Genomic DNA, 17,036 nt, shown 5'->3' with positions numbered 1-17,036 from the left:
ATACATAGGCAATTCTCACATACTTTTTCGTAAGTTCGCAAGCCGTTCACCCCTAAAATGGACTAAGTGTCCAAAATTATTCCTCTTTCTCTGTTCCGTTATCTTTGATATAAAACAAGCGGGATAAAACGATACCCAATACACCAATACCCATAAATAATCCAGCACGGACAATGAGGTCAAGAAAGGCTAGATCGATAAATACAAGCTTAACAAGTGTCAGGAAAAGTAGCCCAATCCCCAAAAGGCGAACAGATTTCTTCTGATAGACAAACCCTGCAATCAAACTGCCTGTTGCATAGAGAGCCCAGCCAATCGATATGGACATCACTTCAATACTCACGGATTGATTGACAGTCAGTGCTGTAATAAGTTTTGTAATAAAGGTCAAATGAATCGTTACGTTTACTGCTACTATTCCCATATGAAAATAGCGATTGATTTCTGTCCGTACCAATTGATACAAAATATATAAAGAAATAATCACCCCAATCCATAATAAGGTTTCCCAACTGATAGCCTTATAAAGGATTGGTATTTTCATTAAAAACAGGACATGTGCAGCAAGCAGGACTCCTGTCAGTATTTGCTTCACATGATTTTCTACAAACGGTTTTAAGAGAATATGCATGCCATAAAGCGTTCCAATCAATAAAAGCATGTTGAATAAATCCCAACTCCAAAGGTCATACAGCGGATTCACAACAACGATGAATGCGGTTAAAAAATAAATGATCATTCCGATAAACCTTTGTGCGAAAACTTGGAAATAGTACCCGATATACGTGGCGAATAAACCTACAATCAAATACATGGAAAAAACCATATCCGGATTATTCAATCCTTCAAGAATGATACAAGACAGACCAATTGTTGCCAGGACAATGGACAGCGAAAATAATTCTTCCCTTTTTCGCAGATGGGAATAATAGGAAACGGTGCCATACCGAATGGTGGCAATGACGAGATAGAGCAGATAATACAGATCCTGATCGATGGCACCAAAACCGTCTTTTGTCCATAGCAATGTCGCTATAAAACTGGTAAACAGAACAGGAAATGTCCCTCTATTATTTATCTTTTTAAAATAGAGGATCCCAAAGATCAATTCATGTTGGATCATGATACCGACTGCCATCCAGACGAAAACAATCGAATCATATTGGAAAGCAGACATGGACAATGTTAGAAAGACAAGATGAAGCAGTACAGCAGCAATATAGAAAAGCTTCTTATATTGCATGCGAACGGCAAAAATTAATAATGCAATATAGAAAAGCAATTCATAGCCAATTACAAGAAAAATCTCATTTGTATCTATCGCTCCCTGGACGAGAAATGGGATTAAATAGCCAAATACCGTCATCATGATCCCCATTGCCTCTGATTTATGGCGGTAGGCTAAATAAATTCCCATGGCAACCCAGAGAACATTAAGGAAAAAGGCTAACCCGGCTGGCATCATACCATATAAAATGTGCATCGCAAATGTTGTCAACAGAAGAATCGCAACAGAACCGGATACAAGTACCTTTCCTAATGCATGATGATTGCGCTTGATTTGTTTCTCACCGATGTATAAAAATAAACTTGCAGCAAGAAAACCAATAATAACCCGATTCGTCTCATTTAATATTCCTACATCGACCGCTACTTTAAATCCCCAAATAACTCCTAATAATAGAATGAAAATAAAAATTCTTGGCAGCCAGACCCTACCAATCAGATTTTCCCAATCAACCGGATTCTTCCCGAGATCCATTGCATTTTTCTTAAATGTTTCAAAAGGTTTGGGCGGTTCGGTGGTTCTTGGCTTTACAATTGGTTGCTTATATTTAGTTGTATGAAGCTTATCCTCTACTATTGGCTCATGCTTCGGCTTAATTGGTTCTTTCACAGCCAAACGTTGCTCTTTTAGTAACTGAACATCCAACTCAAGTTGCCTGATTCTCTCCTCTAGCTTCATAACTTTTTCATTTTCCATGAGCTTCCCCCCGTGCCGGTTCCTGTCACCACCCGAATATCGGTGTAATGTGTCAAATGATAATGAGAATTGTGTACATGTTTTCACTGTATTTTTAGAATTTACTGACCAGTTATATTTTACCACTTTACCATACACATTTATAGTACAGAATGAAACATAAAAAAGTTCTATAATCTAGTGCTATATCAAGATTCTTAAATCAGAAACATAATCTATGTAAAACCTACTTACTCGTTTTAAGGGTATTTTTTCATAATTGTCGTATCGTATTTTTATTGCAAATTTAACTTTAAACCAAAGCGAAAAACAAAACAGATACCAGCACTGCCATCACCAAGGTAGTGTCCTTGGACCTGCTAGCAACCAGTACTCGTATCTGTCATAACAAAACCACAACAGGACTAACCAATGCCATCGCAAATCAGGTCTAGGTGCCTGTGGTCACTCCCTGAATTTTCTCTAATAATAGTATCTCCATTGTGTCAGAGTATCTCATCACACTGAAATTCAATCTATTTCCATTTCTTCCTTCTAACAGCTATTTCCTCATGAACGATGCTGTACATTTTATCCACACCATCACTGGATGCTTCAAAGTCATAAGCATTTTCCACGCTGATTCCGAGACTCGTTGCTTCCTTTGCTACATCGATATTTGCCCCTAGAAATATAAATTCCCAGTTATATGTTTCCTGCTTGTTTCTTATCAGACTATGCACTTTCTCATACGTAAATTCCTTGCTCGCATTTTCCATCCCGTCGGTTGTAATCACAAAGATCACCTTACCTGCTCGCAGCTCTTCCTTTGTTTTCTTTAAACGATTTTCAACTTCTGCAATTGTCTTACCTATTGCATCCAACAGTGCTGTCGTTCCTCTTATAAAGTAATCGCTTTCCGTCAACATTACCGATTTAGCTTCCACACCATTCCATAACACTTCATATTCATGATCAAACAGTACCGTTGTCAGTAATACATCACCAGGAAGCTTACATTGTTCCTTGACGACCGAATTAAAACCACCAATTGTATCTTTCTCCAGCCCTGACATCGAACCGCTCCGATCTAGTAAAAATATCATTTCCGTAAGTTCATTATTCATGCTAATCATCCTCCCAAGTTTGTTCGTATGCTATAATCATAATGGAATATTTAGGTAAGTTGGTCGCCTGTGAAGCGACATTTCGGGAGGGATGATTGCCATGCTTAATCGGGAGTTTTTATTGGAATTGGAAGAATATATGCAAGAGCACCTGGAAGGTCTTCCACCGCTTTATAGTCAGCACAGCGTACATAGTAATTATGACGTCCAGGAAATGGAACTATCAGATTACCTGGAACGCCGTCGTAAGCCTTCATTTCAACAAGTATTATTTAGCTATATGGACAGGTCCGGACTCCGTGATTCGGAGGTGTACAATAAGGCAGGCATCGACCGCAAACATTTTTCCAAAATACGTAGCAATGAAAATTACCTTCCAAAGAAAAATACGTTAATTGCACTCGCTTTTGCCCTGGAGCTCAACAGAAGTGAAACCGATGAATTATTAAGTTCTGCCGGATACTCGCTATCCTCTAGTGACCAGACAGATTTAATCATACAGTTCTTTTTAGAGAAACAGAATTATAGTATTACTGATATGAATGAGGCATTGGATAATTTTAACTTAAAGCCACTGCTGCGTTAAATGGGGATAGCTGTTCATTAAAAAATAATTAAACCAAAAACAAGCAAATTCTTCAATATATGATCATTTAGAGACTATTACAAAAAATATTTATATATACTTACACCATTTAAAGAATTCTGCATCGAGGATTCAGTGCCTGTCCCCCACTGCATTACAGTATTAAAGAGATTGGGGACACGTGCTTGGATCTTTATTAAAAAACCGAACGGTGCTTGTCACTGTTCGGTAAAATCTTTAAACCTGACTATATCCCTCTTTAAACACATAAACCAATTTCGAGATAGATCCGTTTTTGCTATTGCCAAGTTTTTTTAATTTCTTCTCAACTTAATTTCCTAGTATATCTACATTTCGGATAATTACTACATCCCATAAAATTCCCATACTTACCTTTTCTATTTATTAGATCAGAATGGCATTTTGGACATTTAGTTTTATCATAATAGGGTACCTTTCTTTTGGCTACATCCAATTTGATTGTATTAACATGTTCTTTGCTTATCTTTCTTTTTTCTTTTTTATCAGTAATTATTAGCTTCTCCAGCTTACTATTTATTTCCTTGAGTTGTTCGTTGCTAAGTATTTTAGAATCCTTCGTTTTAATTGTCTTAATCAATTCCGTAAAATGGATAACTTTTGCTTGTATAAAAACTTCCTTGAACTTAAACGTGGATTGGTTAGAAAAAGCAATAATAGATAGAAACAACTGCTTATTTACTTCAAGATAATTTTCTAATGACTTAATATGGCCTGCGTTTTGCCAAATTGGATTAAACAGTTTTTCTTTTCGTTTATAAATTACCTGGGTCCAATATCTATTCTTCTCATTCCCAAAAATCCAGCCATTGTAATGCTTAGTTTCTATTACAAAAATGCCGTATGGAGATGTAACGACATGATCAACCTGTGTTGTTTTATTTTCAACCGTAGGAATGTACAGATCATAATAGATTTTGTATTCATTTTCATCCAATTTAGCGAGTATTTTATTTACACGTTTCTCACCATAGCTCCCTTTAATGTTTGCAAAATTAAACTGAACATAAAACAGAAATAAGAAAAGCAATATTAAAATTATGTAGATTAACATCTATGATTACCGCCTCATTTAATAATTCTTGTTAACCCTTATAACAGTACCTATCCCCCGCTTCTTTACACTATTAAGGCAATGGGGACAGGCAATTGAATCTCTTTAAAAGAAGTGAGCCATTTAAATCATTTTAGAGTCTACTCCAATCCATTCACAATATAATTATATAGCTTACTTTCAACCGGTTGTTCCATTACCATATTCATGTGAACGACTGGCTTATTATCTGCCATTTTATCCTGCTGAACTGTTGCTTTATCTGGCTTCACTTCACCCATATAATAAAATCCTGTCCCCTCATCATCATCTTTTTTCACAAACAAATGAACGTCTATATTGTTTTCCACAGCATGAATGATCTTTTGGACTTCTTCGGATTCTAGAGTTCGATTACTCCTTGTATACCATTTAAACAATTCAGGACTAATGAATTCATCTCCATAATCGACGCTTGCTTCTACTTCACTATTTTTATGATAGGTTACAAATATTGGACATGTTTGGTGTTTTGGTTTATAGCCATACATGGTGGAACTTTCATCATTATCCCAGTTTAATAACTTACATGAATCTTTTCGAGAATATTTTTCATAAAGCGTAAGAGACTTATTAGAGTCATACTTTCTACTTTTCTCAATTCCTGTTCTTATAACATCTTTAACTAAATGCTTAAAGCAACCATTATTATCAAGACTTTCTTTGATCTTGTTATTGAATGAATAGCTTCCACCACTAAACTCTACAATTGGATCCGTACCGTACTTCTTTTGATCATTTTGTGAAAAGAAAGCTAAACTGAAGATACGATATACGGATTGTAACGTTACTTGATCAACGATACAGTTAGAATCCTCGAGTAGGTGCAGATAATCTTTGTTCGTAATGCTTGTATGACGTAATAATTGATCTAGTAAAATTAATTCGTGTTGTCGTTTACCTGGAAGAATTTCAATAGAAAGCATTGTCAAAACACTATTTTCATAAGCATTTAGACTTGGAACTTCTTCCTTTACCTTAAGTAAAAAGTGATAATAGTTTTTATATTTATTTGCAATAACAACTGGATCGATCGAATGGTTTTCTACAAAGTCATAAAAATATGGTATTTTACCTATTCTGTTTTTTAATTCTGAATAGGCGTCTTTCAGGACCTTCATTGCTGTTAGATTACTATTATTAATCGATTTAAAGATCTGCTTTTTAGCAATTTCTTCAAAATTAATCGTGGAAACACCTTTGATATAACTGGTTTCTGCGGTAGCCTTGCGAATATTATCTTTGTTTTGTGTTTTATCTCCTGAAAGAGCTACTGGAATTAAATAGTTATTTTTGTAGTTCCCTATAAAATCAATGATGGTAACAAAATCTTTTGAGTCATGCTTTCTGAGTCCTCTTCCCAGCTGTTGAATAAAAATAATACTAGACTGTGTTTGTCGGAGCATAACAACTTGGTTAATACTCGGTATATCAATCCCCTCATTGAAGATATCTACCGTAATAATGTAATCGAGACTTCCGTTTTCTAAACGATTTACATGTAGCATCCTATCTTCTTGAGAATGATCTCCAGTTAGAGCAACTGTGCGAAGTCCTGTATTATTTAAAGCCTCCGATAACTTTACAGCTTCCTCTTTTCGACTACAAAACATTAATCCTTTTACACGTTCACCTGAAAATCCATAGTAGTTAATCTTATCCATGATGTGATTTACCCGTTCTTCCGTAACAAGATGAGAAAGAATGGTTGCATCATCAATTAGCTCACCATTGTATTCTAAGTCAGTTACTCCAAAATAATGAAATGGACAGAGCATATCTTCTTCTAGAGCCTCTTGTAATCTAATTTCATATGCTATGTTGTAATCAAATAACTCATAAATATTAAAGTCATCTGTACGCTCCGGTGTTGCTGTCATTCCCATTAAAAACGTTGGTTTAAAATAGTCTATTACTCTTAAATATGATTTGGCGCCTGCTTTATGTACTTCATCGATCAAAATATAATCAAATTCTTCCGGATCGAATTGATTTAACAGCTGTTGCTTGGAAATTGTTTGGATCGTTGCAAATAAATATTTTGCTTCTGTCTGTTTAGTGGACCCTGATAATATTCCAAAATCCTTATCGATACCGCCCGTAATGAGTTGAAAATCAGACTTAGCTTTGTGCAATATTTGTTCCCTATGTACAATAAAAAGCATTTTCTTGGGTGCAAATCTTCTTACATCAAAAGCAGAAAGATAAGTTTTACCTGTCCCAGTTGCAGAGATCACCAACCCTTTATCATTTCCATCATCACGAACGGCCTGGATTTGTTCCAATGCAGCGATCTGCATTTTGTTTGGTTTAATCTCTAAAGCTTCTTTTAATGGATTCACCTTGTATTCAGAAGGTATTTCGATGACTTTCTCTGCTTTTTTGAAATCCACTGGCGTATAGATAGCCTCGTAATTTTCAATCCATTGGTCTGTTAATGGATGGGCCTCATTCCAAACATCTTCAAATTGTGACTTAAAATGGTTAATTACTTCCCCATTTTGATGAGATGAAAGCTTCACATTCCATTCATGATTTACTTGTAAGGCATGAGCAGTTAAATTAGAGCTCCCAACAATTAATGAATAATGATCATTATGTTCAAATATATACCCTTTCGAATGAAATCCAGGTATATCCGTCATTCTTACTTCTACATTCGTAATCTTCATTAATTCCTTAAATACTTTTGGTTGGTTAAAATTAAGAAAGGTAGATGTTAAGATTCTTCCATTAATCCCTTTTCTGTTCAAATCAAGTAAGTGGGATTTAAGAGTTGCTAGTCCACTTTCCGTGATAAAAGCAACAGAGAATAGAAATGAGTCGCAGCTATCTAGCTCCCCCAAAAGTGTCGTTAATACATTTTTATTTTGGCTGGTATTATTAACTAATAGTTCAGGAACGTACCTGCTAGACTTATTGAATGTTTGATCGATAAAACCCTTATGTAGAGAAGCCTGTAAATCTTGAATGAAGTCTTCCATAATTACCACCAATCATTTCCAATTTATAGGTTAATTTTACTACTCATTCTATTAAACTGCAAACACGTGTTTAACAATTCAAAAACCTACCCCGACTTGGAATAGGCTTTTATCATTATATATTAATTATTCTGCTGCTAATTTCTCGATTGCGGGTATATCCGCCGGCGCCCATTCCAAAGATGGAAGTTCTTTTGGTGATAACCACTCAATAGCAGCGTGTTCCGTCAATACAGGAGTTCCCTCTAGCAACTTACATTTATATGTAGTCAAATGAACAATTCCGAAATCATATTCATATACCGTATGTTCGACTTGTTCTCCTATGTCGATCTCACAATGCATTTCTTCATTAATTTCTCTTTTGAGAGCATCTTGAGGAGTTTCCCCAGCTTCTATTTTCCCACCTGGAAACTCCCATAAATAAGGCAGTGATTTATCTGGACCTCTTTGGGCACATAGAATTTTATTTTCTTTTATGATTACTGCTCCTACAACGTGTATATCTTTTTTCATCGGTTTCTCCTTTGTTAGAATTTTAATGACTGATCCTTGATTTTAATTACATTAATTGATTCATTTAAAAAAATGTAGGTATGTGGTTTCTTTTATAACAATACTAATAATTTACTAACAGTGTAGCAAAAATCATTACTTATGGAGAATTAGGGTAAGTATAAAAAAGTTTTTCCATTCAAATAAGGAGAATTTAATGAAAAAATCGTTTTTACTTAGACTAACTACAAACAGAAAAATTTCTCAAATCCTAAAGTGCAAAGATGAAATACGTACATGAATTTACAATTTCAAACCATCATCTCTACCAACATCCGAAACACGCCAGAAGGATTTCTTTCCAATTCTGCAGCAGGAACAACATTTTCTACTTTTTCCCGTGAGAAAACAATCTCCTTCTTAGCTTTTTGCATTTTGACATTAATCCCTTTAAACCGATATTCTTTAACCTGTGTAGCAATATCTAGACTAGAATCATCTAAATCTAATTTAATCTGATCAGAAACTCTCCTTAACATTCTCCATACTGTTAGTTCTTCTTTAGATTTCATAAAGAGCTCAGGAAGTTCTCTGGATTCCTTTAGTGCATTTAATGTTGTTAACACATAGTTAGCAATTCCATACTGAACTGGCTTAATTACTTCAGGAAGGTTTCTCCAAACTTCCACTTCAAAGATTACCACATCTTCTCTTGCATTTACATCTATAGTCTTCCCATATACAAACACACCATGTTTAGGTGCTATTCCACTTTTCACGTACAAGGCAATATAGTTTGCCTTCTGCCAGCCTCTGCTTAATTTGTTAGCCGAAATTTCATAGACTTTTCCCCTCATAAAGTGATCATAGTCCTCTTCAGAAGGAACCAAGCCGACTAGAACAATTTCATCTAAACTGGATTTCCACTCCTCTAAAGTACCCGTAGGTAGGATTCCCTCCCTCTGTATTTTTTCAGGGCTATTATCAATTAACCTTTGGACGAATCTTTCTACCAATGTCGTTGCATTGGGTAGAAACGGTAATGCACCTATATTCACTTTTTCAATACTTTTATAAAAGTGATGATTCTGATAAGACTGTTCATCAAACCATGGAAATAGAACATAAGCACCGAATGCAGTTCTTTCATATGGTCCATTATTTTCTGCTACAATTGAATCACGATAACGGTGCATTGTATTAATATCATCTTCCATCGGCCCAGGTGTAGCGTATCGATTTTTGTAATAACTTCCATCCTGTGCATAATCAATCCGATATTTGGCATCGAATATGTAATTATACGTGAAATCTTTACCTTTCTTCTCAATACTCAACATCGTATCTGGTTTTTGTGTAACAGTTGGGAGCCTGCCCTCATATTTCTGATAGGTTAATATAATCTTTTCTTTTGTAACTGGGTGCTGATAAATTCGCTTAGCCATTTGATTTGCTTCCAAATTAACAAATAGTCCTTCACGATTAACTTGGACAATATCTTGGCTAATCATTGTATAGTTACGGTCAAGAATTTGTCCCATTTTTAAGAATGTCCAGTATTCATATAATGTTGCTACATCTTTAACAGACATTTGGTATATTTTTCCTTGTAGTACTAATCCCTTTGATACGGTTAGAAATATATGAAAAGCATCACGATAATTAGGAGCCATCTGTAACACTAAGCTCATAACGGAACGATCCAATTTGCCAATACTTGCCCAAAATGAATGATTCAATTTCCCCTCAAGTTGAGTAATCATCAACTGGATTTTGCGGATTAAATCGAAATCTTCATCTTTTTTAAAACGATTATTTTGAACTTGAACTGAATATAGTAAATCCTTGAGTTTGTGGATCAATCTTTCAAGCATCCATTTCACATAACGATTCTCATTGGTATCATAGGTCAGTTCTTTTTTTATCCTTAGTCCCGATACCGGCATGACTTGCTTCTGGTCAACAGGAATTCCTTTCTCAACATCTACAAACAAATTAGCTCGCTTCTTGAGATAATTTCTTCCTTTGGAATCAAGTTTTCTTAACTGATCTCCTCTGGATTTTTTATGAGTATTGATAAGTGTATGATGTGGTTGTTGTTCAATACGCGCAATTGCTTTTACAAATTGATTAAAATGATGGCTCATTAGTCGATAGAATTCAGCTCTCGAAGGTGTTCCTTCAAGTTTTACTTTTGCGCCTAAATACGTTTTCCGTATAAAATGGTAAGCCAAATTATAAATTTCATCATTTACTTCTTCCAAGAGCTTATTGTAATCATTTTTGTAATCCAGTTTTGATGGAAAAACTTCTAATGTGACCTCAAGGAGTAACTGCTGATTATTATCGCGAATTTCAAAAGTTGTAAGGCCTACTTCATTTTGAAATTGTAAATTACCCATTAACATGACTTGCTTGCCTACTTCAACTGAGGATATAGCTTGTCTAATTAATGGATGTTCATGGTAAAAGGATATTTCTTTCTGATCTTTAGATACAACAATCAGCTGATACACACCATTTTCAAAAAATATCGGCCTTAAACTAGAAGGCTCAACTAACTGTTGTTGATTAATGTCATAAACTTTTATTTCTTGGATTCTCTTTCCATTAACGGTAAACTCCATTACATCATGGTAATCCATGACACGATATTGCTTTAATCCTTGATATCTTTCATGATAAGGTTTCCCTTTCAAAACTAACGAAAGGTCTTCCGTTTCAATTTGAACTAATTCAACATCCTTACGAGATCCAGAAGGAAGTGAACCCATCACTTAACCTCCTATGCATTTCAACAACTTTAGCTGCACTACGTGGGTACTTAGCCGTAGCAAGATCTATTTCTAGCATATCGATATCTTCATCTAATTGTTTATTCGTAAAAATTTCATACAGTTCACGTAGCATTTGCTCCACCTGAGTGTCACTGCCAGAAATGCGTGGCAATATTTTCTGCAGGATACAATGGTCAAAAGCTTGGTCGAATGTTAACAAGTTCCCTTCATGGTTATACGCCATATAGAAGCAGATCTCATCTCGAACTCGGTATCCGACATGCGCATTATCTTTCTGTAGTGCCGCATTAATTCGAACCAATTCATTTGTCACACGCTCAACCAGATTCTGATTAGAAGTATAAACATCTTTCAAATGAAGGTATTTGGAAGCAAATGTTTTATGTTTTGCCTCAACAGGTCTCATATTGCTTGATTCATTTAAAAATGATAAGTTACCCAGATTAACACGGTTAAATTCAATTGTGTTCGCTCGGTCTAATACCTTTTTACTAAATGGATGTGTAGTTTCATCCATATTAACGGTACCAACTACATAGACATTGCTTGGCAATTTAAGATTAAACCCTGCAGTTTCCTCCGTTAATAAATTAGAAGAAATCATTTCTCCATCTTTCCATTTACGACTTTCCATTACAGACAGAATATCACTGAAGTAATACTCAACCCGTGCAAGGTTCATTTCATCTAGTAGAACGAAATATGGCAATTCCGGGTTCCCACCAGCTAGTCTTATAACTTTCGTTAATGGCCCTTCTTTGAATTCTCCTTTAATATCTACATAGCCAAGCAAGTCTGAACCATCATTCCAATCTGGTCGAATCGGTATTAAAGAGAACTGACCATTCTCTTCCGTAGCGCCGACACTTTCCGCAAACCATTGCACCATCTTTGTTTTACCTGTACCTGATATTCCAGAGAGGATTACAAATGGCTTTGTTTTCAGGGATAGAAACAGGTTGATGACTTCAACTTTTTCATAATAAAAACCTTTTGATTTTATGTAGTTATAAATATGGTCTACTATAATTTCTTTAGAAAGAAAATATCCTTTTTTATCCGAAACTGGTGCAGCCCCATGGTTTGTTTTATATTCTATCAATTTCGCTCTAACCTCCGAAGTAAAACGATCTGGAAATAGGTCAAATAATTTTCTTACAAATTCCTCTGACAAATCAAAAAAGTATCCTTGTTTTACATTTCCATTCCTATCAAATGGACCATTCTCTTTTAATCTCCATGCTTCTGGAATTTCATCTTTTCTTATTTTTGGAGTCAAATCATAATAGGTTTGTTCCATTCTATAACCTTTTGTCTGCCAGCCATCACTAGTAATTTCTGATGGTTTAGGTGCTTCGAGAGCAGTATTTTTCACAACGCCAACCGATTTAACTTCCCCAGAAGAATAACAAAAAACGATGTCCCCTACTTTGGGTTCTAACAATCGAACATGATGCGGTAGCGCTATTCCTTGTTTAGAATGTTGAGGTGCCCAGAGGTATCCACCATTTTTTTCTTGAGTGTATGTTTGTCCTTGGTTTACCCACCAGAAGGAGAGATCGGTATGTTGGCCCTTTTTCGTACGGAATTCTACTCTATAGACATATGGTTTGTCTGTTTTGTAGAAATCGATGTATTCTGCTTTGTCATCGGGGGTATGAACTAGAGTATTCTGATTCTCTTTACGATTATCTTTAATATAGTTGTATGAGATGATAAAGTTTTCTTTAATTATCTCTCTTAACTCCGTATCATGAGAAAAACGTATTTCTAAATTAGTCCCGCTTGAATTTTTTCTTTCATAATAAACTAGAGAAGCTTTGTAATGGTTACCATTATAAATTAGTTCAACATTAGGACCTTCATTTAATTTTAATGGCTCATTTCCATTAGCCTCTATAAAGTCATCATAAAACTCTATAGGTATTTGTGAACCACGTTCAAACATAGACCAATCAACTTTTTTACTAGCAATTAGGTTAGCTGTATCATCTTTTGACCAACTACGAACTTGTTTTAGCATTAACCTTCACCAACTTATAGTTTGTTTAATGCTAGTATACTATATAGCTTTCTTAGTGTCAGGATTTTCCAATTCCATCTTTTTTTCATCTCCTCTGACCTGCGTTCCACTTCAACAGCAAGTCGAATAATCTACCTTTTAGTTCAAATATACTTTCATCTTCCCTAGTTCCTTCTCTTTCTACTAATCCTTTTAATCTTAAAGCAAATGGGGTTAATTCTTATTTCAAGGTAATTGCCACATGTTAAATTTAAACACAGCTTAATCAATCAGTAGAACGTTAATCTTGTTCTTTTCTTTTCACCCTTTTTATTTAATAGCACAAAAAAGAGAAACCCTACTGCAAACTAGTTTAGATTATACTAAAGCAATTTAAAAAAACCATCACCCTCCCCGATACTCCGCCAACCTTCTCTCCACACCCTCTTTCAACTCTATCAAATCCCCCTGCCTATCCATACCTTGCATCTGTCCCCTCATCATCTTCTCTTCTCGCTTCCGCTCCCTAAACCAATCCGGAACTACCTCGAAAGCACCCTTACCACCATCGTTATAATTTACCTCTCCACCCGATTCCTGACTATATTTCCGTCGACTCCGATATTCCGCTTCTTCTGCCATAGCATCCTCCACACAAAAAATCCCCTTCTTCACCCAGGCTTTCAGAATCGCCTTCACATATCCCCAGTTCGCCCTTCCACGTTCAAGCGCACGTTTCATGGCATATAAAATCAACGACTCATCTAAGTCATTCATCCAATGAATAATATCTTCCACAACATACGGACTCATCACATCGAAATTCTCCTGGAAAAATTGAATCGCGTCGGGTGTATTTGTTGTATTGTTTTGTTTCGTTTTGTTTTGTTTAAATAATGGGTCAGCATTCCGGCTCACATTGTGGTCTAAACTGTAGTTCATATTGTGGTTCATATTGCAGTTCATACTGCGATCCATACTGTGGTCCATATTGGGCTTCACACTGTAGTCCACACTTCGTCCCATGCTCTCGCTCACCTCGACAATCTCTTCATTCTCCTGATCAATCATTCCATCTAACGAAACAATGTGATAAGAGGCTGCTCGATTTCCGCCTTGCGATTTCACATGAATATATCCCTTCTCCTGCAGTTCTTTCCGCGCTCGTTTAAACGTGCTTTCCGTTAAATTTGCTTTACAACAGAGCACCGACATCGCAACGGTAAACTCCTGCCTCCACCCTGTACGATTATTGACATGCATCAGCACATGCCAAAGATTCGCTGCCGAAGCTGACAGCGGATTCGTTTCCAAATGAATATAAAAAGCATTGACTTGTTTGATGTAGTTCATCATTTCCACCCTTTCAAATTGAAAGATTTAATGAATGATTTCTATCACTTCTGCTGCCCCTCAACTCCCTCGACAACATTCGACAAAAACCAGGTAGTGCACCTAAATGGTTATCTCCTTTGCGCGTCAAGTAGCATATTTGCGATATCAGGTATTGAGTATGGCACATGACACTTGTGTATTTTATTTCCTTACAGTAGTTGCTTCTTCGATTGTTCGTGGCTTTTTTCTTCTGCTTGGAGTGTTCTTGATTTCTTTCGAAGTAAATCGCTTAATCGATTGCGGATAGTGTAGTTGAAGTAGGTTGTGAGAGGGCTTTTGTCTGGTTGGTGCTTCTTGTAGGCAATCATATAATCCTTCCATATAAAATTTTAACGGATCATAGATTCCTAATCGTTGCATCTGGTAATAGATCTTTCCTTCATTCATTCTCCTTGAAAAGTCATTCAAACAATTGATCATTGACCTTTTTCACTTGTTTTATCTCTCATCTTACTAATAAAATTATTCTTTACCCCTTACAGGCAATTGATAGATTTATTCTACATAAAAACGTAAAAAATCTTCATCTAGCATAACTTGTCAATACGCTTCTCAAAATTGAATTTTCCTCTAGGAAAAATTAAAAATATACAAATAAACCCCCTTGAAAAATCAATTTTTCAAGGGGGGTTGTATGTTAGCTACTTTTTACAAATAAAATTGGCACGTCTATACATACCAGCTTTTGGTTTGAGATATGGTACATTTCACTATTAACAATGACACCACTTCCATGATAGTTCCTGCGTGAAATAGCTTCCCTCTTGACGGGTATCCTTGCGAGACCTCCCCGGGTAAGAACTATAATCTTCCTCCCATGTATCTGCTGTATTTACTGCAAGAATTCGAGCAGTATTGAACTTTGCTTTGTATGGGAAACTCGTCCGTTCCAAGTGTAAAGTATATTTTACATCAACGTAAAAAAACAGACGCATTTCATATAAATGCGCCTGTTTTAAACTACATTTAGTTACTATCCTTTTTATCCTGATCAAACCACAGTGGTTCTTTGTCATCAACATCGCCATTATAATTGATTAGAATCTCTTCTCCTGCTTTTATATCTGTCAAAGCATAAAAGTTAAATGTATGATTTCTAAAATTAATTTCATACGTTGCATTCGGTTCATAGGAATGGTTAAACAACATCCCATAACCAAGAAGGATAGCCGTATGATTTATGCCATATTCAAAGGCGTAATCTGCGAGTAAGGTTTGTTCAATATATGGGTGCTGGTCATTTGGATAGGAAATGACAGGTGCTTCATGTAAAAGCTCCCCTTTTTTGGTAGCACGTGTAGCAAATACCCCTCTATTGAATTCCCCATCACTTAGTGAAGATGTTTTTATCTCAATCATGTTGTTCGCCTACTCACTTTTAAATTATTCTTTCTACTGTAACATTAATTTTAAAGTTGTGCTCTTTTTAATTAGCAAAAATCAGTGCCTGCCCCCCACTGCTTGATGCTGACAGCGAATTCGTTTCCAAATGATTAAAGGAATGGGGGGCTTAAGGCTCCAGAATTTAATCAAGACTTATTTGAAACTCAAATATAAGCATGATAATTTAACTAAGATACTACAAGCTCCTATTCTCCTGAACACCCTCAGACAACAACCTCCCTACATCCTCCATCGAAGCTTGCAAACTATCCAACCTAACTTGACATACCTCAATATATTTCCCAGGAAAACTATCTGGCACCAACCATTTCGTATCTACAATAATTTTTGGAATTGAATTTTCATCAACGATTACGAAATCTGGCTTCAATAATATGTTTCCTCTGCCTGAATAAACGTTTTCCAGTAATCTTTTTTCAGTATGCTGAGACCATACATCATAGACAGTTTCACGCAGAACTAATTTTAACACTTCACCTATATAGCCCTGATACAAATCATTCATACGGAACAGGAAAGAGAATGCAATTTGATTGGACTCACTACTACTCATTGTGTAACCTGGGAAAACGGTGCCCCCCCCCCCCCGCTGCTTTACAGTATTAAAGATATAGGGGTCAGGCACTTGCATTCAATTAAAAACCCTGATAGAATGGTCGCTCTATCAGGGGGATAAGTATGTGAATCTGCCAGAACACTAGCCTCTTTCTTCTAATTGACGAACTCTAGCTTCTAATTGTTCCATTCTCTCTTGTAATTCGTTAATGAAACTATCTTTATTCGAATAAGTATTGTTGTTCATTGGATACGTGTACGAAAACACCTTTTTATTTTCAGCTTCATAATACTTAAAGGTATAGGTTTTACCAGTAATTTCTTTTACTGTTTCTGGGATTAATTCACCGTAGGTATGTGCAAGCCAGTCCCTAGCAAATTCATTTGCTGCATACACTTTAATCGTGTCCTCTTCCACTTCCATTGTCGTGTTTTTAAACCATGTGTCAAAACTAGGCTTTGATATTTTCTCACTGATTTTGTTTAATACCTCTGACCAAAGCTTCAATGGATTGCAACTCCTTGTTTTAAATTTTTCTTGATTTGTACAATGGTATATTTATTTTACCATTTTAAAGGGAAAAATTTATACAAT

13 protein-coding genes are annotated in these 17,036 nt (G+C 35.8%); 1 reads left to right on the top strand and 12 read right to left on the bottom strand.

Going from position 1 to position 17,036, the window contains the following annotated elements; all coding sequences use genetic code 11:
* Positions 1-76: 76 nt before the first annotated feature.
* Positions 77-1,984, bottom strand: a complete 1,908-nt coding sequence (locus MN204_RS17825) for a DUF2339 domain-containing protein (RefSeq protein WP_249872451.1) — start codon at positions 1,982-1,984, stop codon at positions 77-79.
* A gap of 515 nt (positions 1,985-2,499) precedes the next feature.
* Entirely contained in the window at positions 2,500-3,090 is a 591-nt protein-coding gene (locus MN204_RS17820) for a vWA domain-containing protein (RefSeq protein ID WP_249872450.1), read from the bottom strand.
* A 100-nt stretch (positions 3,091-3,190) separates the two neighbouring features.
* On the opposite strand from MN204_RS17820, the gene MN204_RS17815 reads away from it, so the two are divergent.
* Positions 3,191-3,676 carry a hypothetical protein gene (locus MN204_RS17815; protein WP_249872449.1) on the top strand — a complete coding sequence of 162 codons (486 nt, stop codon included), beginning with the start codon at positions 3,191-3,193 and terminating at the stop codon, positions 3,674-3,676.
* A 325-nt stretch (positions 3,677-4,001) separates the two neighbouring features.
* Here MN204_RS17815 and MN204_RS17810 read toward each other — a convergent pair whose 3' ends face one another.
* The 10 genes from MN204_RS17810 to MN204_RS17765 all read right to left on the bottom strand — a co-directional run bounded on the left by MN204_RS17810 (position 4,002) and on the right by MN204_RS17765 (position 16,949).
* Positions 4,002-4,769 (bottom strand): NERD domain-containing protein, encoded by a 768-nt coding sequence (locus MN204_RS17810; protein ID WP_249872448.1) that lies wholly within the window; start codon positions 4,767-4,769, stop codon positions 4,002-4,004.
* 140 nt (positions 4,770-4,909) lie between these two features.
* Positions 4,910-7,792, bottom strand: a complete 2,883-nt coding sequence (locus MN204_RS17805; protein WP_249872447.1) for a DEAD/DEAH box helicase — start codon at positions 7,790-7,792, stop codon at positions 4,910-4,912.
* A gap of 126 nt (positions 7,793-7,918) precedes the next feature.
* On the bottom strand, positions 7,919-8,308 hold the full coding sequence (locus MN204_RS17800; protein ID WP_249872446.1) for a (deoxy)nucleoside triphosphate pyrophosphohydrolase: 390 nt from the start codon (positions 8,306-8,308) through the stop codon (positions 7,919-7,921).
* A gap of 290 nt (positions 8,309-8,598) precedes the next feature.
* Positions 8,599-11,061 (bottom strand): restriction endonuclease-like protein, encoded by a 2,463-nt coding sequence (locus MN204_RS17795; RefSeq protein WP_249872445.1) that lies wholly within the window; start codon positions 11,059-11,061, stop codon positions 8,599-8,601.
* Positions 11,033-13,108: an McrB family protein gene (locus tag MN204_RS17790; RefSeq protein WP_249872444.1), complete on the bottom strand. Its 2,076-nt coding sequence runs from the start codon at positions 13,106-13,108 to the stop codon at positions 11,033-11,035. The genes MN204_RS17795 and MN204_RS17790 overlap by 29 nt, the downstream gene beginning before the upstream one ends.
* Before the next feature lie 384 nt (positions 13,109-13,492).
* Positions 13,493-14,440 (bottom strand): DnaD domain protein, encoded by a 948-nt coding sequence (locus MN204_RS17785; protein WP_249872443.1) that lies wholly within the window; start codon positions 14,438-14,440, stop codon positions 13,493-13,495.
* Positions 14,441-14,623: 183 nt separating this feature from the next.
* Complete coding sequence (locus tag MN204_RS17780) at positions 14,624-14,869, bottom strand: hypothetical protein (RefSeq protein ID WP_249872442.1); 246 nt, start codon at positions 14,867-14,869, stop codon at positions 14,624-14,626.
* A 579-nt stretch (positions 14,870-15,448) separates the two neighbouring features.
* The gene (locus tag MN204_RS17775; RefSeq protein WP_249872441.1) at positions 15,449-15,841 is read right to left on the bottom strand and encodes an SET domain-containing protein; all 393 of its coding nucleotides are present in this window, start codon (positions 15,839-15,841) and stop codon (positions 15,449-15,451) included.
* 220 nt (positions 15,842-16,061) lie between these two features.
* Positions 16,062-16,439 carry a 5-methylcytosine restriction system specificity protein McrC gene (locus MN204_RS17770; RefSeq protein WP_249872440.1) on the bottom strand — a complete coding sequence of 126 codons (378 nt, stop codon included), beginning with the start codon at positions 16,437-16,439 and terminating at the stop codon, positions 16,062-16,064.
* A gap of 144 nt (positions 16,440-16,583) precedes the next feature.
* Positions 16,584-16,949 (bottom strand): DnaA N-terminal domain-containing protein, encoded by a 366-nt coding sequence (locus MN204_RS17765; protein WP_249872439.1) that lies wholly within the window; start codon positions 16,947-16,949, stop codon positions 16,584-16,586.
* Positions 16,950-17,036 lie beyond the last annotated feature (87 nt).

It is taken from the genome of Oceanobacillus saliphilus, from assembly GCF_023522835.1.
GTDB lineage: Bacteria > Bacillota > Bacilli > Bacillales > Amphibacillaceae > Oceanobacillus > Oceanobacillus saliphilus.
This window is presented reverse-complemented; position numbering and strand designations above follow the sequence as displayed.